The following is a 19,381-nucleotide window of genomic DNA, read 5'->3' on the forward strand; positions in this document are numbered from 1 at the left end:
GTCCCGGAACCTATTTCGTGTTGAGGGCCTTGTTGATCCCGGCAGCGATTGCGGTCATCGCGCGCAACGTGGGGTGGTAGGCCATCGGTCCGTAGTTCAGTGGGGTTGCCGAGAACGTGTAGCCGTAGACCCAGGGATCCTTGGAACAGATATCGTGACCGCGGGTGAGACCGGCAGCGGATACCAGCAGCGACCCGGTCGCGCGAGCGGCTTCCTCAGTCTTGGCGACAAGTGTTTTCGCCAAGACGCGTGCGCGGTCGAATTGAGCGTCGGTGATCGGCATTTTGTCCGGGCAATACCCGGCATCGGGTAGGACAGTCGTGTAGTCGACATAGACGACAGTGGCATTCGGCGCTCGCCTGTGCGCCTCGCGGCCGATCTCTTGCAGGCTCGCGCCGACCTGCGCCACAGCCCTGTCGACCTCATCGTCGGCCCTGACGTCACAGACACTCAGCCGCCACGAAAACGACAACGCGCCGGGATCTTTCGCGCAGGACCAGGCGAAGAGGTTCGGCAGATAGTAGATATCGTTTCCGCCCGCGGTGATGGTGACAAGTGTGGTGTCGCTGCGGACCGCATCGAGCTGGGGTGGCTGAAAGTACTGGCCACCGTGCAGAACGTTCTGTGCGGTGGCCCCCGAACAGGTGACATCGGTCAGGTCGAGGTGACGCAGCCTGGCCAGCTGATGGGCGTAGTTGTTGTCAGACCGGATGCAAAGGACCGGGCTCGTCGGATCACGGTTGGGCACTCCCGGACCCGCCCCGAACGAACTTCCCAGGGCGACGTACTCGTGATTGCCTGTGGGGGCCCGCTTGCCCTGATACGCGATCAACGCGGTTGCCGTGCTCATCACCATGAGAACCGCGACGATGAACGCGCCAAAGATCTTCAGCGAGAGCAGCAACCCCCGCGCCAGCCGCGACCGTTGTGCCGGGCCTTGCGAAGGCGAGTCGGTCTCTTCCGGCGACGAGGACATTGCGGAACTAGTTGGCGTGCAGCGCCGCGTTCAGCTCGAACGCGCCACCGTCACGCGAGACCACCTCAACCGCGCCGGTCTGCGAATTGCGCCGGAACAGCAGGTTGTTCGCGCCGGAGAGCTCCAGCGCCTTGATGGTCTTGCCGTCGGGCGTGCCAACCTTGGTGCCCGCCGTGACATACAGCCCGGCCTCGACGATGCAGTCATCACCCAGGCTGATGCCCACACCCGAGTTGGCGCCGAGTAGCGAGCGCTGGCCCACCGAGATGACCTGGCTGCCACCGCCGGACAGGGTGCCCATGATCGATGCGCCACCGCCGATGTCGGAGCCGTCACCCACCACGACACCGGCCGAGATGCGGCCCTCCACCATGGAGGCGCCCAGCGTGCCGGCGTTGAAGTTGACGAAGCCCTCGTGCATGACGGTGGTGCCGGGCGCCAGGTGCGCGCCGAGGCGTACCCGGTCAGCGTCGGCGATACGCACACCCGTCGGCACCACGTAGTCGACCATCCGCGGGAACTTGTCGATGCCAAAAACCGTCACCACACCGCGCCCACGCAGTCTGGCGCGTACCGTCTCGAATCCCTCCACCGCGCAGGGGCCGAAGTTTGTCCACACCACATTGGTCAGCACGCCGAACAGCCCGTCGGTGCTGGCGCCGTGCGGCTGGATCAGTCGATGCGACAACAGGTGCAGACGCAGATAGGCGTCATAGGCATCAGCGGGTTTGTCGCTGAGCGAGCCAATGGTGGTGCGCACCAACACCTTCTCCACGCCACGATCCGGGTCCGAGCCGGCCAGCCCGGACAGCGCTGCGGGTGCTTCTGGCTCGAAGATTCGCTCGGTACCTGGGGTACCGGGGGTATCGGTCAATTCGGGGGCCGGGAACCAGGTATCCAGAACCGATCCGTCTGCCGCGATGGTCGCCAGGCCAAGTGCTACTGCTCCGCTCACGGTGTACACGCTAGCCTGAATCGATGGCGCTCGAACTCGCTGGTGACCCGATAGCCCTGACGGCTGCCCTGGTAGACATCCCCAGCGAGTCCCGGAATGAGACCCAGATCGCCGACGTGGTCGAGGTTGCCCTGCGGGAACAGACCACCGGATTCGAGGTCATCCGCAACGGCAACGCGGTGCTGGCCCGAACCAACCACGGCCACGGCACCCGGGTGATGCTGGCCGGACATCTCGACACCGTGCCCGCCGCCGATAACGTGCCCAGCCGTTGGGAACGCGGGGAGGGCGGCGACATCCTGTTCGGCTGCGGCACCGTCGACATGAAATCCGGTGATGCCGTCTTCCTGCACCTGGCCGCCACCGTGACACCCCGCGTCGACCTGACACTGGTGTTCTACGACTGCGAGGAGATCGAGTCCTCGGCCAACGGACTCGGCCGCATCGAACGTGAGCTCCCCGAGTGGCTCGACGCCGACCTCGCCATCCTGGGTGAGCCCACCGCTGGACTCATCGAGGCCGGCTGTCAGGGCACCTTGCGCGTGGTGATCCGTGCCGCGGGCACTCGTGCACACTCGGCGCGATCCTGGCTGGGGGACAACGCCATTCACAAGCTCGGCGCCGTTCTGGACCGGCTCGCCGCGTATCGGGCACGTATCGTCGATATCGACGGCTGCGAGTACCGCGAAGGACTATCGGCCGTACGGATCGACGGGGGCGTCGCCGGAAACGTCATCCCCGACGCAGCGGCGGTCACCGTCAACTTCCGGTTCGCGCCCGATCGCAGCCCCGAGCAGGCACTCGCGCACGTCCACGAGGTCGTCGGCGGACTCGATGTCGAAATCGAACTCACCGACTCCGCTGCCGGCGCCCTGCCGGGCCTGGATCGGCCCGCCGCCGCCGAATTGGTCGGCGCGGCAGGGGGAGTGGTACGTGCCAAGTACGGCTGGACCGATGTGTCCCGATTCGCGGCGCGCGGTATCGCCGCGGTCAATTACGGGCCGGGTGACCCCAATTTGGCGCACACCCGCGGCGAGCACGTTCCCGTCGAGCAGATCACCGAGGTCACCGAGGTACTCCGCCGGTACCTCAGCGTGTGACCGGCGCGGCGTACGTCCCCGGCGTCTGGCCGAGGGTGCGCCGGTACACGTCGATGAACGCGCTCGGCGTGGCCCAACCGCACTGGTGCGCCACATAGGTCACCGGCCGATCCTCGGCGAGCAGCCGCAACGCGTGATGAAGACGGATCTGGGTCCGCCACTGCGGATACGTCATGCCCATATCGGTGCGGAACAACCTGGTCAGCGTGCGCTCGCTGGCGCCCACCCGCCGTCCTAGATCGGCCACCGTCCACACCTGGGTGAGGTCTTCCTCCACCAACGCGCAGGCCTGCGCCAATCGATCGTCGTGTGCGGTGGGTAGCTTGAGCGCCTGCTCCGGGCTGTGCCGCAGCTGGTCGATGAGGACGACACGCAACCGTGCGACCTCGTCCTCGGGTAAGTCGCCGGGCGCCGAGCACGTGATGATCAGCTCGCGCAACAGCGGCGATACCGCGATGACTGTCGGGTTCGCCAGCTCCACGCGGTACATCTCGGGATCGAAGCCCACGGAATGAAACTCGGTGGGGCCATAGAAGCGATGTTGATGCCCGGCCCCCGCCGGTATCCATAGCGCCCGGTTCGGCGGGGCGATCCAGGTTCCGTCATCGGTGGTGACCGCGAGCACGCCGCTGGCCGGATACACGATTTGGTGTTCCTCGTGCCAGTGATGCTCGATGCGGTGCCCGCCGGCCACCGACATCACTCCGGTGATCTGGCGGTTAATCAACACAAGATGGCATTTTATCGGAGGCTTGCATGTTGGGGAATCCATAGCGTCGTCCCTCGTGACCGATTTGGCGAATGACGAACAGCTGACCGCCCATCCCGCGACGCCCTCCGCGCCCGCCCCCATTTCGGCGTGGAATCGCATGCGGTACTGGGTAATCGCGCATGCCGTCGACGACTTCTACCAGGGCTTGGTGCCCGCAGCCATCCCATTCTTCGTGCTGGAGCGCCACTACAGCTACGCGGCAGCGTCGGGTCTGGCGCTCGCCGCGACGCTGGGAAGCGCGTTGCCCCAACCACTGCTCGGTCTCATCGCGGATCGATGGCGGCTGCTGGGGATGGCTCCCGCGGGCCTGGCCGCGGCCGGAATCGGTGCGGGCCTGGCGGGGTTGGTGCCCGGCTATTGGCTGGTCTGGACCATGCTGCTCATCTCCGGTCTGGGCGTGGCGGCCTTCCATCCCGCCGCCGGCCGCGATGCCCGACGCGACGCGGGGGATAGCGCGACCGCGATGAGCTTGTTCGCCGCCGGAGGCAGCGTCGGCTTCTTCCTGGCGCCGGCGTTGGTGACACCCGCGCTGGTGTCCTCGGGACTGGGCGCGACAGCCTGGTTCATTCCGCCCGCCGTCGTCATGGGATTCGTGCTGTGGCGCTATCAGCTGCGGCAGGGTTCGGCGACCTCGGTGCCGCGGCGGCTGGCCGGGAGCGACCGCTGGGGGCCGTTCTCGGTCCTGGTTGCTGTCGAGGTGGTGCGCTCGGCCATCTACTTCGGCATGAACACCTTCATCGCACTGTACCTGATCAATCATCTGGGTGTTCCGGCAGCCATCGGTGGCCTTGGGTTAGCGATGTTCTTGGGCGGCGGCGTGATCGGGACGCTGCTCGGTGGCCGGATCAGCGACCGGATCGGCGTGATCGCCACCATCCGGGTCGGCAGCATCGCCGCGATTCCCGCGTTCGTCGCGCTGCGGCTCTGCCCGCAGCCGTGGATCGCACTGGCCCTGGCCGCCGTCGTCGGTGTCGCCGTCAACATCCCGTTCGCGGTGCTGGTCAAACTCGGCCAGGACTATCTGCCGACGCGTCCGGGCACGGCCGCCGGGGTGACGCTGGGTCTGGCCGTCAGCGTCGGCGGATTCTTCGTGCCGTTACTGGGCGTCCTGGCAGACCACCACGGACCGCAGGCGGTGCTGACCACGCTGTGCGTCGTGCCGATTCTGGCGATTGCGCTGGCCTACCTGCTGCCGCGACCCGAGCGGGAATAGCGGCTCAAACGCAGGGGGTTGGCCGAGAGGTGAAACTCGGAGTGGCCATCGGCCGACCCCTCAGCGTGCAGGGTGACACCAACCTCGTCGATGTCTTCATCGCGCACGGCCGCCGGGTCACCGACGCCGGGATTGGCACGTTGTGGCTCGGGCAGATGTATCACTACGACGCGATCACCATGGCTGCGGTGGTGGGACAAGCGATATCCCCGGAAAAACTCCGCACCGTGGGCGTTTCGGTCATCCCCATCAATCCGCGCCATCCCATCGAGGTGTCGGCGGCCGCACAGACCGCACAGGCCGCCACCCATGGCAGGTTCCAGCTGGGCTTGGGGCTCGGCGCCCCGGTGATCGAGGGCCCGAGCTATGGACTCCACGTGGACAAACCGATACGTCGTCTGCGCGAGTACCTCACCACCCTGCGGCAACTGCTGGACACCGGAACCGCGGACTTTCATGGTGAGACTCTCACCGTCGCACCTGAATTCACCACCTCGCAGCCCGGCGGCGAGAACATCCCCGTGTTGGTGGCAGCCATGGCGCCGCAGGCGCTGCGCGCCACCGGCGAGCTGGCCGACGGCACGATTCCGCTGCATGCCGGACCGCGCGCGCTCAGCCGGGAGATCGTCCCCGTCATCAACACCGCTGCCGAGCGCGCCGGACGGCCGCTCCCCCGTGTCATTGCCGGCGTGGCTGTCGTCGTCACCTCCGAACCCGAACGGGTGCGGGCATTGGCCATCGAGGACATGGCTTTCTACGAGAACATCCCGTCATACCGGAAAGTGCTTGACGCCGAAGGTGTTCAGCACACCGGAGAACTGGCGATCATCGGCGATGAGCTGCACGTCGCCACGGAGCTGCAGCGCTATTTCGACGCCGGGGCCACCGAAGTCTTCGCCAGCCATACCGAGCTGGGCGGGCCGCAGGACGAGGCCCGCACGCTGGCACTGCTGGGGGAGCTGTCCCGCGGGAATTGAGTTGCCGGCGGCCCCTAGGCTGGCTACGTGCCCGATCAACCACTAACCCAACTGCATGGACCGGTTCGGCTGCGCCGTGACCGATGTGAGAAGACCACCGCCGATCAACGTCTGCTGGACAGCCACGAATCAGGCGCGTGGACACACACAGACCAATGGCGAGTGTTGCGCATCCAGAGTGAGTTTGTGGAAGGTTTCGACGCGCTGGCGCAAACCCCCGAGGCCGTAACGGTTTTCGGTTCTGCCAGGACAAAGCCGGATTCCCCTGAATATCAATTGGGTCGAGACCTGGGTACCGCCCTGGTGAAGGCCGGCTATGCCGTCATCACCGGGGGCGGACCGGGCGCCATGGAGGCCGCCAACCGCGGCGCCAGCGAATCGGGTGGCTACTCGGTGGGCCTGGGCATCGAGCTGCCGTTCGAGCAGGGCCTCAACGAATGGGTAGACCTGGGCATCAACTTCCGCTATTTCTTCGTTCGCAAGACGATGTTCGTGAAGTACGCGCAGGCCTTCGTGTGTCTGCCCGGTGGATTCGGCACCCTGGACGAACTCTTTGAGGCGCTCACCCTGGTGCAGACCCGCAAGGTGACGCGGTTCCCGATCATCCTGCTTGGCACCGAGTACTGGTCGGGTCTTCTCGAGTGGATCCGCGGCACGATGCTGCCTGCCGGAAAGATCGGTGAGCAGGACATCGCGCTGCTCTCGGTGACCGACAGCGTCCAGGAGGCTGTCGAGATCATCCTTGCGTCGGCCGTCAACGGGAATGGGAACCACCGATGACCGCGATGAGCAGCGTGCGCGAAGAGCATCAGCCCCTGTCCGTCTGTGTGTACTGCGCCTCCGGCCCGCGTCACCCCGAGCTCTTGGACCTGGCGACTCGCCTGGGTACCGCCATCGCCGAACGCGGATGGACCTTGGTATCCGGGGGAGGCAATGTGTCGGCCATGGGGGCGATAGCCCATGCCGCGCGTGCTGCCGGCGGGCGCACCATCGGCGTCATTCCCAAGACGCTCGTGCACCGCGAGGTGGCCGATACCGACGCCGACGAGCTGATCGTCACCACCACGATGCGCGAACGTAAGCAGATCATGGAGGATCGGTCCGACGCCTTCATCACGCTGCCCGGCGGGATAGGCACCCTCGAAGAGGTCTTCGAAACCTGGACGGCCGGTTACCTGGGATTACACCAGAAGCCGGTGGTGCTGCTGGACCCCGACGGTCACTACACCGGACTGCTGCGCTGGCTCGACGAATTGCAGGACAACGGCTATGTGGCGGCCCCTGCCCGGGATCGGCTGCTGGTGCACACCGATATCGCTGCTGCTCTCGATGCATGCCGACCAACGGATTGACGGGGCCCTACCGTTCGTCAACAATGCGGTGAGCCATTGCCTACTGGGCGGTAAGAACGTGGATGACCCGCTTGCGGGAAGACCCACACGAGGATGACCCGCTAGCGGGAAGACCGACAACAGGGAGAACCAGATGTCCGCAAGCAGCACCATTCCGTCCACCGCCCGAAACCGGGTCCGGCTGACCGAGGTGCTCGCACAGCTTCCCTCGCTGGCGCTGGATTTGCCGATCATGGCGGGCGGCGTTCTGGGCGGCATCAAGGCGAACCCCAATGGCCGCCTCTCGATCGGCGCCCTGTTCGCCGAGCGCGCCGCCAAGTACGCCGACAACGTTTTCCTGCGCTTCGAAGGCAACGACATCACCTACGCGCAGGCCAACGCCACCGCCAACCGGTACGCGGCAACCCTGGCCTCGCACGGTGTGGGCCGTGGTGACGTGGTCGGCATCATGTTGCGCAACTCGCCGCAGACCGTGCTGCTGATGCTGGCGACCGTCAAGCTCGGTGCCATCGCGGGCATGCTCAACTACAACCAGCGCGGGCATGTGCTGGCCCACAGCATCGGTCTGCTCGACTCCAAGATGCTGGTCACCGATGCGGAGTTCGAGGAAGCCATCGGCGAATCCGGCGTCAACGTGGTCTCGCAGCTGACCACCGAGGAACTCGACCGGATGTCGGTATTGGCGCCCACCACCAATCCCAGCGCCACCGAGGCCGTGTTGGCCAAGGACCGTGCGTTCTACATCTTCACCTCCGGAACCACCGGGTTGCCGAAGGCCAGCGTGATGACGCACTACCGCTGGCTGCGCGGCATGTACGGCATCGGGAGCCTGGCCTTGCGCCTGCGGTCCAATGACGTGCTGTACAGCTGCCTTCCGCTGTATCACAACAACGCGCTGACCCTCGCGGTGTCGACGACGATCAATGCCGGGGCCACCCTGGCCATTGGCCGGTCGTTCTCGGTGTCGCGGTTCTGGGATGAGGTCATTGCCAGCCGCGCAACGGCTTTCATCTACATCGGCGAGCTGTGCCGTTACCTGCTGAACCAGCCGCCCAAGCCCACCGACCGGCAGCACAAGGTGCGCGTGATCATCGGCAACGGCTTGCGGGCCGAGCTGTGGGGTGAGTTCACCAAGCGATTCGGTATCAAGCGAGTGTGCGAGTTTTACTCGGCCAGTGAGTCGAACACCGCATTCGTCAACGCGCTCAACATCGACCGCACCGTGGGGCTCTGCCCGTACCCGCTTGCCTACGTCAAGTACGACATTGAGACAGGGGAGCCGGTTCGTAATTCGAAGGGGCTCTTGACCAAGGTCGGAGCCGGCGAGGCCGGGCTGCTCCTGAGCAAGGTCACCAGCATGTCCCCGTTCGACGGGTACACCGACCCGACCGCCTCGGAGAAGAAGCTGGTGCGCGACGCCTTCAAGAAGGGCGACACCTGGTTCAACACAGGCGATTTGATGCGCAACCTGGGCTGGGGTCACGCGGCGTTCGGCGACCGGCTGGGCGACACCTTCCGGTGGAAGGGCGAGAACGTCGCCACCACCGAGGTGGAGGCGGCGATCGACAACAACGATGCGGTGGAGGAGTCGACCGTGTTCGGCGTGCAGGTGTCGGGCACCGACGGCCGCGCGGGAATGGCTGCCATCAAATTGCACGATGGCGTCGAGCTTGATCCAAAGGCGCTGAGCGACACCGTTTATCAGTATCTTCCCGCCTATGCGCTGCCGCTGTTCATTCGGATTGTGGACAGCCTGGAGCACACCACCACCTTCAAGAGCCGCAAGGTGGAACTGCGTGAGCAGGCCTACGGCGAAACTGTCACCGATCCGCTGTACGTCCTGGCCGGTCGCGCGGAGGGATACGTCCCGTTCTATCCCGAGTACCCGGAGGAAGTGGCCGGCGGACAGCGGCCCAAGGGCTAGCGCGTCGTGACCCGGTGCGACCGGGTCGCCAAGATACCGTTCGACGTATGGCAGGGACTCGTCGCGCGCGGATAGCGAAGCGCCGTCGATTGCGGGTAAGTCGTGCCGACAACGACCTCACCGACGAGCAGTGGTCGGAGCTGGTGCGGGCCTGGGGTGGCTGTGCCTACTGCGGCGCGACAGAAACCGCGCTGCAGCGCGACTGTGTGCAGCCGATCTCGCGCGGTGGGCGCTACACCCAATCCAACGTGGTGCCGGCGTGCGCGTCCTGCAATTCCAGCAAGTGCAATGCGGAGGTGACCAGCTGGATGCGCCGCAAACGGTTCGACGAGACGGCGTTTCTGCGTCGCTACGTGGAGGTCACCCGGGCGCTGGCCTAGGTGGTGTAGACGCCGGTCGGCTCGTCGTGATAGCCCTTGGCGCCTATCTCACGCGCCAGCGGACTGCGGAAATCTGCTTCCGCGGCAAGGCAATCGAGGATGTGGCGGTAGTCGTACCGTGGCCGCCAGCCGAGTTCGGTTCGCGCCCGCGTGTTGACGTAGACGCGATCGATCGTCGGGAACATGGACCAGCCGCGCGCCGCATACAAGTCGGGTTGCTCCGGGAAATACCCAGCCACCATCGCGGGTGCATCGACGCGTAGTTGCGCGGTGTCGCCCGGCGCGAAGGGCGTTGTCGCCGAGATCACATACTTGGCCCAGCCGATGCCGGGGGCACATTGGGCTGCCAGCAGGTGCGCGTCGACCACATCGGCCAGATCCACCCGTCGGTACAGGTATTCGTTGGCCTTCGCGTTCTCGTCGCTATAGCGGTCACGCACCGTGTGGTTGTCGTCCTGTTCGGGGAAGAACCGTGAGGTGCGCAGCACGATGACCGGCAGGCCGCTGTCCTGATGCACCACCTGCGCGATGTCCTCGGCCGCGGTCTTGGTGGCGCCATAGATGTTCTTGGGCACCGGTGCGACGTCCTCCGTGATCCACGCCGCCTCATCCGTTCCGACCAGCGCATGGCCGAAGGCGCTGGTGGTGCTGGTGTAGACGAAGCTGCTGACGCCCGCTGCCGAGGCCTCTTCGAGGAGTGCGAGCGTGCCCTCGATGTTGGTCTCGACGAAGTCGGTACGCGGATGCGATCCGACATGCGGTTTGTGCAGGGTCGCGGTGTGCAACACCGAGGTCACCCCGGTCATCGCCTCGCCGACGAGGCGACGGTCGGCGATCGACCCGACGAGATCGGTGGCCGGACCCGCGGCTATGTCGATTCCGACCACGTCAGCCCCGGCGCGCTGCAACGTGCGGACCAACGCCTCCCCGAGATGGCCCGAGGACCCGGTGACCAGGAATCGATTCTCGCTCATGCGCTCATACTGCCCAGGCCCGCAATTCATTTCGCTCGCCGAGTGTGAAGCCAATGCGGGAAATCGGGCCACATTCCGCATTGGCTTCACACTCGGCGCGTGCAGGGCCGGGTCTGGCCTGCACAATGAGGGCGTGCTGGAGACCCCCTCGGACACTCTTCGCGTAAGCGGCTCGTCGTTCTGCGGGCGACCCGTGCGCACCGATCGTGCCCTCATCATGGCGATCGTCAACCGCACACCGGACTCCTTCTACGATCGCGGTGCCACCTTCACCGACGAAGCCGCCCAGGCCGCGGTGCATCGCGCGGTGGCCGACGGTGCGGATGTCGTCGACATCGGCGGCGTCAAGGCCGGCCCGGGAGAGAACGTCGACGCCGAGGCCGAGACCGCGCGGGTGGTGCCCTTCATCGAGTGGGTGCGTGGTGCTCATCCTGATCTGCTGATCAGCGTCGACACCTGGCGCGCCGAGGTGGCCGACAAGGCCTGTGCTGCGGGCGCCGATGTGATCAATGACACCTGGGCGGGGGCTGATCCCGAGCTGCCGGCCGTGGCGGCCGCCCATGGCGCCGGGCTGGTTTGCTCGCATACCGGCGGCGCGGTGCCGCGCACCCGGCCGTACCGCGTCAACTACGGAACCGAGGTCGACGGCGTCGTGCACGCCGTCATCGCCGAAGTGACCGCCGCCGCCGAACGTGCGGTGGCACTCGGGGTATCGCGAAACTCGATTCTGATCGATCCGACGCATGACTTCGGCAAAAACACCTTCCACGGGCTTGCTTTGTTGCGCCATGTAAACGATCTCGTTAATACCGGGTGGCCTGTGTTGATGGCGTTGAGCAACAAGGATTTCATCGGGGAGACTCTTGGTGTGGGACTCACGGAACGACTCGAGGGCACTCTCGCCGCCACCGCGCTGGCGGCGGCGGCCGGTGCCCGCATGTTCCGGGTACATGAAGTCGGGCCCACACGCCGCACGCTGGAAATGGTGGGTTCCATCGTCGGGACCCGCCAACCGGCGCGAACAGTGAGGGGGTTGGCATGACCTCAGTAGTTGGTATTGACCCAAGCTGGCTGGACACCCACAGCTGGAACCGGCCCGAATGGACGGTCGAACAGCTCATCGCCGCGAAGAAGGGCCGCACCGTCTCGGTGGTGCTGCCCGCGCTCAACGAGCAGGAGACCGTCGCTGCCGTCGTCGACACCATCAGCCCGCTGCTGGGTGGTCTGGTTGATGAGCTGATCGTGCTCGACTCGGGCTCCACCGATGACACCGCGATCCGGGCCGTGGCCGCGGGCGCGCGGGTGGTCAGTCGTGAGCAGGCGCTGCCTGAGGTGCCGCCGAATCCGGGCAAGGGTGAGGTGCTGTGGCGGTCGGTGGCCGCGACCACCGGTGACGTCATCGCATTCGTCGACTCCGACCTCATCGACCCCGATCCGATGTTCGTGCCGCACTTGCTGGGGCCGTTGTTGTTGGGCCAGGGCATCCATCTGGTTAAGGGCTTCTATCGGCGCCCGCTCAAGGTCAGCGGTGCGGAAGACGCCAACGGCGGTGGCCGGGTGACCGAGCTGGTGGCCCGGCCGATGCTCGCCGCTCTCCGACCGGAGCTCAGTTGTGTCGTGCAGCCGCTGGGCGGCGAGTACGCGGGCACCCGGGAGCTGCTGTCCTCGGTGCCGTTCGCGCCCGGATACGGCGTGGAAATCGGTCTCCTCATCGACACCTACGACAAGCTGGGGCTGGGCTCCATCGCTCAGGTCAACCTGGGCGTGCGCAGCCACCGCAACCGGCCCCTGGTCGAGCTCGGTGTGATGAGCCGGCAGGTGATGGCGACCATGCTGTCGCGATGCGGGATTCCGGACTCCGGCGTGGGTATCACGCAGTTCTTCGCCGACGGCGACGGGTTCACGCCGCGTAGCTCGACGGTGTCGCTGGAGGACCGTCCGCCCATGAACACCTTGCGCTAGGCGTCACGTCTTCCGGGTGTAGCCGAACTGTAGGTCCGGATGTCGGACCTCGCTGGCAAGATCGTTGTCGTGACGTTCGCACTGACGTATCTGCTGGTTCTTATCGCCGTGGCCGCCGTCTTGTTCGTGCTGGGCTCGATGTTGTTCGGTCGCGGCGAGGAGTTGCCGCCGCTGCCCAAGGGCACCACCGCTACCGTCCTGCCTGCCGAGAAGGTCACCGGGGCCGACGTGGATGCCGTCAAGTTCTCCCTGGTGTTCCGCGGGTACAAGGCCAGCGAGGTCGACTGGGTGTTGGACCGGCTTGCCCGCCAGGTCGACGAACTGCGTGCCGAGCTCGACGAGGTGCAGGCCGCCCGAGCCAGTATCGAAGCAAATGCCGACTAAAGAGCCCAGCCGCTGTTCCTGGGCCGTTGATTCGGCCGGGTCCACCTTGTACACGGAGTACCACGACAACGAGTGGGGGCGCCCGCTGTACGGGCGCGATGCCTTGTTCGAACGGCTCTGCCTCGAGGCATTCCAGAGCGGCCTGGCCTGGATCACCATCCTGCGAAAGCGTGAGGGTTTCCGGCGTGCGTTCGCCGGGTTCGCGCCAGAGAAGGTTGCCGGCTTTGGCGACAAGGATGTGGCCCGGCTGATGGCCGACGCCGAGATCGTGCGGAATCGCGCCAAGATCGAGTCGGCTATATCCAACGCCCGCGTCGTCCTCGATCTGGACACCGATCTTTCGGACCTGCTGTGGTCGTTCGCGCCGAAACGCCGCGCCCGGCCGCAGCATCTTTCGGACGTGCCTGCGGTGACCGACGAGAGCAAGGCCATGGCCAAGGAACTGAAACGTCGCGGGTTCCGTTTTGTGGGCCCTACCACGGCATATGCGCTGATGCAGGCCACCGGCATGGTGGACGATCATGTGCGTTCCTGTTGGGTTCCGCGAGCCGACACCACACCCTGCTGACGGTCCAGTTGAGGGTCTGCTGTCCCCAGATGCCCGCGATAGGGAAGAATGGCTCAGTGAAACGGCAGCTCAGATAGGGAACAATGGTCGGAGATGCCGAACACCCTTGGCTGGAATTTGGAGGGAGCACACGATGGCGGCCATGAAGCCCCGAACAGGCGACGGTCCTCTCGAGGCTACGAAAGAGGGGCGCGGAATCGTCATGCGAGTACCACTGGAAGGTGGCGGTCGCTTGGTGGTCGAGCTGACCCCCGATGAGGCTGCCGCGCTCGGCGACGAACTCAAGAACGTCACCAGCTAGTCCACGGCCCTCCGGGCGCTAGCTGCAGACCTTCTCGTAGATCTGCAGCGTCATTTCGGCGATATGCGCCCACGAGAACTCGTCGATGCACCGTGCTCTGCCGGCGTTGCCGTATGCGGTGGCGCGGGCCGGGTCCGCGACTAGTGCGTTGACCGCGTCGGCGAGGCCTGCCTCGAACGCCGCAGCTTCGCTGCTTTCGTACGCCACCAGGGTCCCGGTGACACCTTCGGCAACCACTTCAGGTATTCCGCCGACGCGCGATGCCACCACCGCTGTGCCGCACGCCATAGCCTCCAGATTCACGATGCCGAGCGGTTCGTAGATCGATGGGCACACAAAAACCGTTGCTGCGGAGAGCACTTCCCGCAACTTGGGAATGGGCAGGAATTCGCGTATCCAGTGCACGCCGGGCCGTGTCGCGGCCAACTCGGTGACGGCGCCGGTGATCTGCTCGGCGATTTCGGGGGTGTCGGGCTCGCCTGCGCACAGGATCAGCTGCACCTCCGGCGAGAAGCGATGCGCGGCCGCCACCAGATGTGCCAGCCCCTTCTGTCGGGTGATCCGTCCGACGAATACGACAATCGGGCGGGCCAGATCCACGCCGAGCTCGGCGAGTACCGACCCCGGTTGGGTGATCGCCGTCGCCGGATCTACCGGATACCAGGTCGCGGTGTCGATTCCGTTGCGCACCACATGAATCCGGCTGGGATCCAAACCGGGATACGTGACCATGATGTCGTCGCGCATCCCGCTGCTGACCGCGATGACGGCATCAGCGGCGTGCATGGCGGTGTGCTCCACCCACGACGACACCCGGTATCCGCCGCCGAGCTGTTCGGCCTTCCACGGGCGACGTGGCTCCAGGGAATGTGCGGTCAGTACGTGCGGGATGCCGTGCAGCAGCTTGGCCAGATGGCCCGCCATCCCGGTGTACCAGGTGTGCGAATGCACCACGGTGGCACCGGCGGCCGCGGCGGCCATCACCAGATCCGCCGACAGGGTCGTCAGCGCCGGGTTGGCGCCGTCCAGCGCGGGGTCGGGTCGGTGAACGAACGCGTTATCGCGCGGTGCGCCCATACAGTGCACGTCGACATCGCACAGTGTGCGCAGCTGCGCCACCAGTTCGGTGACGTGGACACCGGCCCCGCCGTACACCTCGGGTGGATACTCCCGCGTCATCATCGCCACCCGCGTCGTGGATGCGTCGCGTGTGGGAAGACGGTCGGTCATAGCCACGACCGTAGTAGGTGCCTCCGACTGCCGCTGCCTCTGGCTCGTCACGCGAGCGGCTCATCGCAGGCCCGCCACGGGGTGTAGCGCTGGCCGCTTCTGCCGACTGCCGATAGGTTGATTGCTATGAGGGCATCGCCACACGTTCTGGGGATCGTGCTTGCCGGCGGTGAAGGCAAGCGGCTTTACCCGTTGACCGCCGATCGTGCGAAACCGGCGGTGCCCTTCGGCGGCGCGTATCGGCTCATCGATTTCGTGCTGAGCAACCTGGTCAATGCGCGGTTCCTCCGTATTTGCGTTCTGACCCAATACAAGTCGCACTCGCTGGACCGGCACATCTCACAGAACTGGCGCCTGTCGGGTTTGGCGGGGGAGTACATCACCCCAGTTCCCGCCCAGCAGCGGCTCGGCCCGCGCTGGTACACCGGTAGTGCCGACGCCATCCACCAGTCACTCAACCTGATTTTCGACGAGGACCCCGAGTACATCGTCGTGTTCGGCGCCGATCACGTGTACCGGATGGATCCCGAGCAGATGCTCGACTTCCACATAGAAAGTGGAGCAGCGGTGACCGTCGCAGGAATCCGAGTGCCCCGCGCCGAGGCAACCGCATTCGGCTGTATCGACGCCGACGACACCGGACGCATTCGTGAGTTCGTCGAGAAGCCCGCAGATCCGCCCGGCACACCGGATGATCCTGATGCCGCATTCGTCTCGATGGGCAACTACATCTTCACCACCAAGGAACTCATCGACGTCATCCGCGCCGATGCCGAGGACGACCACTCCGATCACGATATGGGCGGCGACATCATTCCCCGGCTGGTGGCGGACGGTCGCGCGGCGGTCTACGACTTCAACACCAACCTGGTACCCGGAGCCACCGAACGCGATCACGCGTACTGGCGCGACGTCGGAACCCTCGACGCGTTCTACGACGCCCACATGGATCTGGTATCGGTGCACCCGGTGTTCAACCTGTACAACCGCCGCTGGCCGATCCGCGGCGAGTCGGAGAACCTGGCGCCCGCCAAGTTCGTCAACGGTGGCTCGGCGCAGGAGTCGGTGGTCGGTGCCGGCAGCATCATCTCGGCGGGATCTGTCCGCAACTCGGTGTTGTCCTCGAATGTCGTTGTCGACGACGGCGCCGTCGTCGAGGGCAGCGTGCTGATGCCCGGTGTGCGCGTGGGCCGCGGCGCGGTGGTCCGGCATGCGATTCTGGACAAGAACGTGGTTGTCGGTGTGGGAGAACAGGTTGGCGTCGATATTGAACGCGACCGGGAACGGTTCAATGTCAGTGCGGGCGGTGTCGTCGCCGTCGGCAAGGGCGTCTGGATCTGAGCTCAAGCGAGCACGGGATGTCGCAGCGCGCCAAACATCACCGTCCGTTGGCCTCCTGTAAGGCAGGCAGTGTGGCCAATCGGCTCACTGCCTGCCTGATTGCGGCCGGTTTGAGCTGTCCATAGCCGAGAACTAGTCCGGGGTTCAGCGGATCGGGATATGCCCGGTAGTCGTCGAGATCGGTGATGTAGATGCCGCGGGCGCGGGCCTGTTCTACGGTCGCTGAAGCTGAAACGTCTTGGCGCAGTGACGCCAAGACGTGTAACCCGGCCTCGGTGCCAGTGACGTGGGTGACGGCCGCGACCTTCTCCAGCGATTGCAACATGGTTGCGCGACGGTCTTGGTACAGCTTGCGGACGCGGGCAATGTGACGAGCCAGCTCACCGCTGGTGAGCAGGTGTGTGACGGCTTGTTGGACCGGGGCGGCCACGGTTGCGCCCAACATGTCGCGAGTTTCAAGGACGGATTCCAGCAGATGCGTGGGTACACGCAGATAACTGAGCCGCAGGCCCGGGTCCAGAACTTTCGACATCGTTCCCAGATAGATCGTGCTCGCGGCGGTGTCCAGGCCAGCCAGGCTGGGCAGTGGAGAGACCCCGAACCGGAATTCACTGTCGTAGTCGTCCTCCACGAGGATTACGTCTGCCCCATGCGCCCAACGCAAGATATGGCCGCGTATGTCGGGGTTGATTCGGTGACCCAGCGGATACTGATGGCTTGGTGTCAGATACGCCGCCTGGATTGACGTTTGGGTGGATTGAAGTCTCGTCAGGAGCTGGTCGGGGTCGGTGACATCCACCGGCACCCACTGCACGCCCAGGGCCTGGAAGATCCGTCGTATTGCGGGGTAGCCGGGGTCTTCGACGGCGACCGCTCGGCCTTGCCACTTGAAGGCAAGTGTGAGCAGGGTTAGGGCTTCGGCAGTTCCAGCGCACACCACAATTTGCCGCGGGTCGCAGGGTAGTCCGCGGGAGGATCGCAGGTAGGCGGACAGCGCTTCACGTAACGCCGGGCTGCCCGCGGGTGGGGGAGGTGTTGCGGACGGTTCGATAGACCGCCACGCCGCTCGCCAACCGACTCGCGAAACATCGTCGGGGTTGAGATCTCCTGGGCGCATGTCGATCTCGATGTCTTCGTCGGCTGAGAGTGCAGACTCGCCGTGACGGTGCGCGGTGCTATTCGTGGGGTGCGGGCGGTGTGAGACAACAGTGCCGGCCCCCTGTGAGGACTCGATCCAGCCTTCACCCTCAAGTTCTTGAAGCGCCGCCACGACGGTGCTTCTGGAGACACCCAGTCCTGCTGCAAAGGCACGGCTCGACGGTACCGACGATCCTGGGCTGAGCAGACCCGATTCCAGCGCACTCCGAAGTTGTTGGACGAGCTGTGTCCTAATACCCACCCGAGACGCGCGATCAACGCTCATCGGGATATCCAGAGTCAAGACAACACCTCACCGCCGCAGGTCACCTGTAGCATTTCACACCCGCACTGGACTGGTCGAAATCGAAGAATGTGGTCTGTCGTCACACCGTGGCTTCACGACACCATGAGTGGCATGACAGTGAGTACGACGAATGCCGATAGCCAACTGCTTGACAGCCCAGATCTTCTGGTGCGCCGCTACAAGTGGTTGCAACGGCGCGAACGTGGCGATCTGTTGGCGATTCTCGACGCAGGGACCATTGCGCATGTCGGATTTGTCCGCGCGGACGGTAAGCCGATGGTGATCCCTATGGCGTATGCACAGGACGGCGACTTCCTTCTGATGCATGGGTCCACAGGTTCAGGTCTGACCAAATCGGCCAACGCGGGTGTGGACCTCGTCGCCACGATCTCAATTTTCGATGGTCTCGTCTATGCGCAGTCGCTGTTTGATTCGACGGTAAATTATCGCTGTGCAATGATTTTCGGCAACGCCGAGCCGGTCTCGGCGGATGAGCACTTAGATTGCATCCGCATAATCTCCGATCGCCTCATGCCCGGTCGATGGGCAGAAGTGCGGCCGCCGACCAAGCGCGAACTCGCTGCCACGTATGTCTTGCGACTGCCGTTGGAAGTAGCCAGTGTGAAGGTGCGGGAAGGGCAACCCACCGAAGATGCTTGTACCGGGATATGGACGGGATACGTTCCCTTTGAGTCCGTGGTAGGAGATCCGGTATCGCAGCCTGGCGTCGATGTTGTTCAGGCTCAATCCATCACAACGGCCACGGACGTGTGGAGAGAGCGGCTGCAACGGCCATCATCGGACAGCTGAACCTCCCGGGCTTCTGACGCGCCGTGAGGCGCCTTCTCACCACACCAGTGGCACCAGCCTGCTGCGCACCTTCTCGGTGTATTCGTCGTAGCCCTGTAGATCGTGGCGCAGCATCTTCTCCTCGTCGAGGATGCGCACCACCAGCGAGGCGGCGGCCGGCGCGACGGCGAGTAGGCCCCAATACGACCCCAATGCCAGCGGGATACCCACCATCATCACCAGCGAGCCGGTGTACATGGGGTGGCGGACCAAGCCGTACAACCCGGTTGAGGTCACGGTCTGTCCGGATTCGACGGTGATGCTGGCGGCGGCGTAGTTGTTCTGGGCCACCACCAACGTGGCCGCTCCCAAACCGCCGATCACCAGCACTTCACCGACGATCACCAGCCAGGTCGGCACATGAGACCAGCCGAACCGGTGATCGAAGGCGCTCACCACGATAAGTGCCAGGAACGAGCTCAGTAGCATGGTCACCGCGAGTTTCTGCACGGGTCGAGTCTCCGCGATGGGTCCGCCACGTAAACGTCGCTGCAGCACTTCAGGATTGGAAGTCGCCAGGTAGATCGAAGAGGCCGTGGAGCTGATCACGAAAATCGCGAGGAAGACCCAGGCCTGCCAATAGTGGAATGTTCCAGCGGGCCAGAAGAGCGCCGCGCCGAACACCGCCAGGGCGATGATTCCCGAAACAAATGCTTGTACACCAGTTTTCATGGACTTT

The 19,381-nt window shown here is 65.0% G+C and carries 21 protein-coding genes; 14 read left to right on the plus strand and 7 right to left on the minus strand.

Annotated features, from left to right (window positions below; genetic code table 11):
- Positions 1 to 10: 10 nt before the first annotated feature.
- A complete protein-coding gene (locus B4393_RS01615) occupies positions 11 to 976 on the minus strand; it encodes an SGNH/GDSL hydrolase family protein (RefSeq protein WP_078332650.1) in 966 nt (321 codons plus the stop codon).
- Positions 977 to 983: 7 nt separating this feature from the next.
- Positions 984 to 1,931, minus strand: a complete 948-nt coding sequence (gene dapD, locus B4393_RS01620; RefSeq protein WP_078332982.1) for a 2,3,4,5-tetrahydropyridine-2,6-dicarboxylate N-succinyltransferase — start codon at positions 1,929 to 1,931, stop codon at positions 984 to 986.
- A 23-nt stretch (positions 1,932 to 1,954) separates the two neighbouring features.
- Between dapD and dapE the strand changes: the two genes are divergently transcribed.
- Positions 1,955 to 3,031 (plus strand): succinyl-diaminopimelate desuccinylase, encoded by a 1,077-nt coding sequence (dapE, locus tag B4393_RS01625; RefSeq protein ID WP_078332651.1) that lies wholly within the window; start codon positions 1,955 to 1,957, stop codon positions 3,029 to 3,031.
- On the opposite strand, the gene B4393_RS01630 is transcribed toward dapE, so the two are convergent.
- Positions 3,021 to 3,761 carry an AraC family transcriptional regulator gene (locus B4393_RS01630; protein ID WP_078332652.1) on the minus strand — a complete coding sequence of 247 codons (741 nt, stop codon included), beginning with the start codon at positions 3,759 to 3,761 and terminating at the stop codon, positions 3,021 to 3,023. The two genes, dapE and B4393_RS01630, sit on opposite strands and share 11 nt — an antisense overlap.
- A 55-nt stretch (positions 3,762 to 3,816) precedes the next feature.
- Here B4393_RS01630 and B4393_RS01635 point away from each other — a divergent pair, with 55 nt between their 5' ends.
- The 6 genes from B4393_RS01635 to B4393_RS01660 all read left to right on the plus strand — a co-directional run bounded on the left by B4393_RS01635 (position 3,817) and on the right by B4393_RS01660 (position 9,649).
- Positions 3,817 to 5,016: an MFS transporter gene (locus tag B4393_RS01635; RefSeq protein WP_078332653.1), complete on the plus strand. Its 1,200-nt coding sequence runs from the start codon at positions 3,817 to 3,819 to the stop codon at positions 5,014 to 5,016.
- 29 nt (positions 5,017 to 5,045) lie between these two features.
- Complete coding sequence (locus B4393_RS01640; protein ID WP_078332654.1) at positions 5,046 to 5,993, plus strand: TIGR03564 family F420-dependent LLM class oxidoreductase; 948 nt, start codon at positions 5,046 to 5,048, stop codon at positions 5,991 to 5,993.
- A gap of 27 nt (positions 5,994 to 6,020) precedes the next feature.
- A complete protein-coding gene (locus tag B4393_RS01645; RefSeq protein WP_070935983.1) occupies positions 6,021 to 6,773 on the plus strand; it encodes an LOG family protein in 753 nt (250 codons plus the stop codon).
- 5 nt (positions 6,774 to 6,778) lie between these two features.
- A complete protein-coding gene (locus B4393_RS01650) occupies positions 6,779 to 7,345 on the plus strand; it encodes an LOG family protein (protein ID WP_109558365.1) in 567 nt (188 codons plus the stop codon).
- A 133-nt stretch (positions 7,346 to 7,478) separates the two neighbouring features.
- Positions 7,479 to 9,269: a long-chain-acyl-CoA synthetase FadD6 gene (gene fadD6, locus B4393_RS01655; protein WP_078332656.1), complete on the plus strand. Its 1,791-nt coding sequence runs from the start codon at positions 7,479 to 7,481 to the stop codon at positions 9,267 to 9,269.
- Positions 9,270 to 9,316: 47 nt separating this feature from the next.
- A complete protein-coding gene (locus B4393_RS01660) occupies positions 9,317 to 9,649 on the plus strand; it encodes an HNH endonuclease (protein ID WP_070935978.1) in 333 nt (110 codons plus the stop codon).
- On the opposite strand, the gene B4393_RS01665 is transcribed toward B4393_RS01660, so the two are convergent.
- Positions 9,646 to 10,623, minus strand: coding sequence for an NAD-dependent epimerase/dehydratase family protein (locus tag B4393_RS01665; protein WP_078332657.1), 978 nt, complete (start codon positions 10,621 to 10,623; stop codon positions 9,646 to 9,648). The genes B4393_RS01660 and B4393_RS01665 overlap by 4 nt on opposite strands.
- Before the next feature lie 217 nt (positions 10,624 to 10,840).
- On the opposite strand from B4393_RS01665, the gene folP reads away from it, so the two are divergent.
- The 5 genes from folP (at position 10,841) to B4393_RS01690 (ending at position 13,838) form a co-directional block, all read left to right on the plus strand.
- Positions 10,841 to 11,665, plus strand: a complete 825-nt coding sequence (folP, locus tag B4393_RS01670) for a dihydropteroate synthase (RefSeq protein ID WP_078332983.1) — start codon at positions 10,841 to 10,843, stop codon at positions 11,663 to 11,665.
- Positions 11,662 to 12,585, plus strand: coding sequence for a glucosyl-3-phosphoglycerate synthase (locus B4393_RS01675; protein WP_070935974.1), 924 nt, complete (start codon positions 11,662 to 11,664; stop codon positions 12,583 to 12,585). Before folP ends, B4393_RS01675 begins: the two co-directional genes overlap by 4 nt.
- Before the next feature lie 69 nt (positions 12,586 to 12,654).
- Complete coding sequence (locus tag B4393_RS01680) at positions 12,655 to 12,969, plus strand: DivIVA domain-containing protein (protein ID WP_109558363.1); 315 nt, start codon at positions 12,655 to 12,657, stop codon at positions 12,967 to 12,969.
- The gene (locus tag B4393_RS01685; protein WP_078332659.1) at positions 12,959 to 13,537 is read left to right on the plus strand and encodes a DNA-3-methyladenine glycosylase I; all 579 of its coding nucleotides are present in this window, start codon (positions 12,959 to 12,961) and stop codon (positions 13,535 to 13,537) included. The genes B4393_RS01680 and B4393_RS01685 overlap by 11 nt, the downstream gene beginning before the upstream one ends.
- Before the next feature lie 133 nt (positions 13,538 to 13,670).
- Positions 13,671 to 13,838 carry a DUF3117 domain-containing protein gene (locus tag B4393_RS01690; RefSeq protein WP_005059648.1) on the plus strand — a complete coding sequence of 56 codons (168 nt, stop codon included), beginning with the start codon at positions 13,671 to 13,673 and terminating at the stop codon, positions 13,836 to 13,838.
- 18 nt (positions 13,839 to 13,856) lie between these two features.
- Here B4393_RS01690 and glgA read toward each other — a convergent pair whose 3' ends face one another.
- On the minus strand, positions 13,857 to 15,068 hold the full coding sequence (gene glgA / locus B4393_RS01695) for a glycogen synthase (protein WP_109558342.1): 1,212 nt from the start codon (positions 15,066 to 15,068) through the stop codon (positions 13,857 to 13,859).
- 126 nt (positions 15,069 to 15,194) lie between these two features.
- Here glgA and glgC point away from each other — a divergent pair, with 126 nt between their 5' ends.
- On the plus strand, positions 15,195 to 16,409 hold the full coding sequence (gene glgC / locus B4393_RS01705) for a glucose-1-phosphate adenylyltransferase (protein WP_078332660.1): 1,215 nt from the start codon (positions 15,195 to 15,197) through the stop codon (positions 16,407 to 16,409).
- A gap of 37 nt (positions 16,410 to 16,446) precedes the next feature.
- Here glgC and pdxR read toward each other — a convergent pair whose 3' ends face one another.
- Positions 16,447 to 17,832, minus strand: a complete 1,386-nt coding sequence (pdxR, locus tag B4393_RS01710) for a MocR-like pyridoxine biosynthesis transcription factor PdxR (protein WP_078332661.1) — start codon at positions 17,830 to 17,832, stop codon at positions 16,447 to 16,449.
- Positions 17,833 to 17,964: 132 nt separating this feature from the next.
- On the opposite strand from pdxR, the gene B4393_RS01715 reads away from it, so the two are divergent.
- The gene (locus B4393_RS01715; protein ID WP_078332986.1) at positions 17,965 to 18,663 is read left to right on the plus strand and encodes a pyridoxamine 5'-phosphate oxidase family protein; all 699 of its coding nucleotides are present in this window, start codon (positions 17,965 to 17,967) and stop codon (positions 18,661 to 18,663) included.
- 36 nt (positions 18,664 to 18,699) lie between these two features.
- Here B4393_RS01715 and B4393_RS01720 read toward each other — a convergent pair whose 3' ends face one another.
- The gene (locus tag B4393_RS01720; protein ID WP_078332662.1) at positions 18,700 to 19,374 is read right to left on the minus strand and encodes a methyltransferase family protein; all 675 of its coding nucleotides are present in this window, start codon (positions 19,372 to 19,374) and stop codon (positions 18,700 to 18,702) included.
- Positions 19,375 to 19,381 lie beyond the last annotated feature (7 nt).

Source organism: Mycobacteroides franklinii, from assembly GCF_002013895.1.
In the GTDB taxonomy this organism is placed as follows: domain Bacteria; phylum Actinomycetota; class Actinomycetes; order Mycobacteriales; family Mycobacteriaceae; genus Mycobacterium; species Mycobacterium franklinii.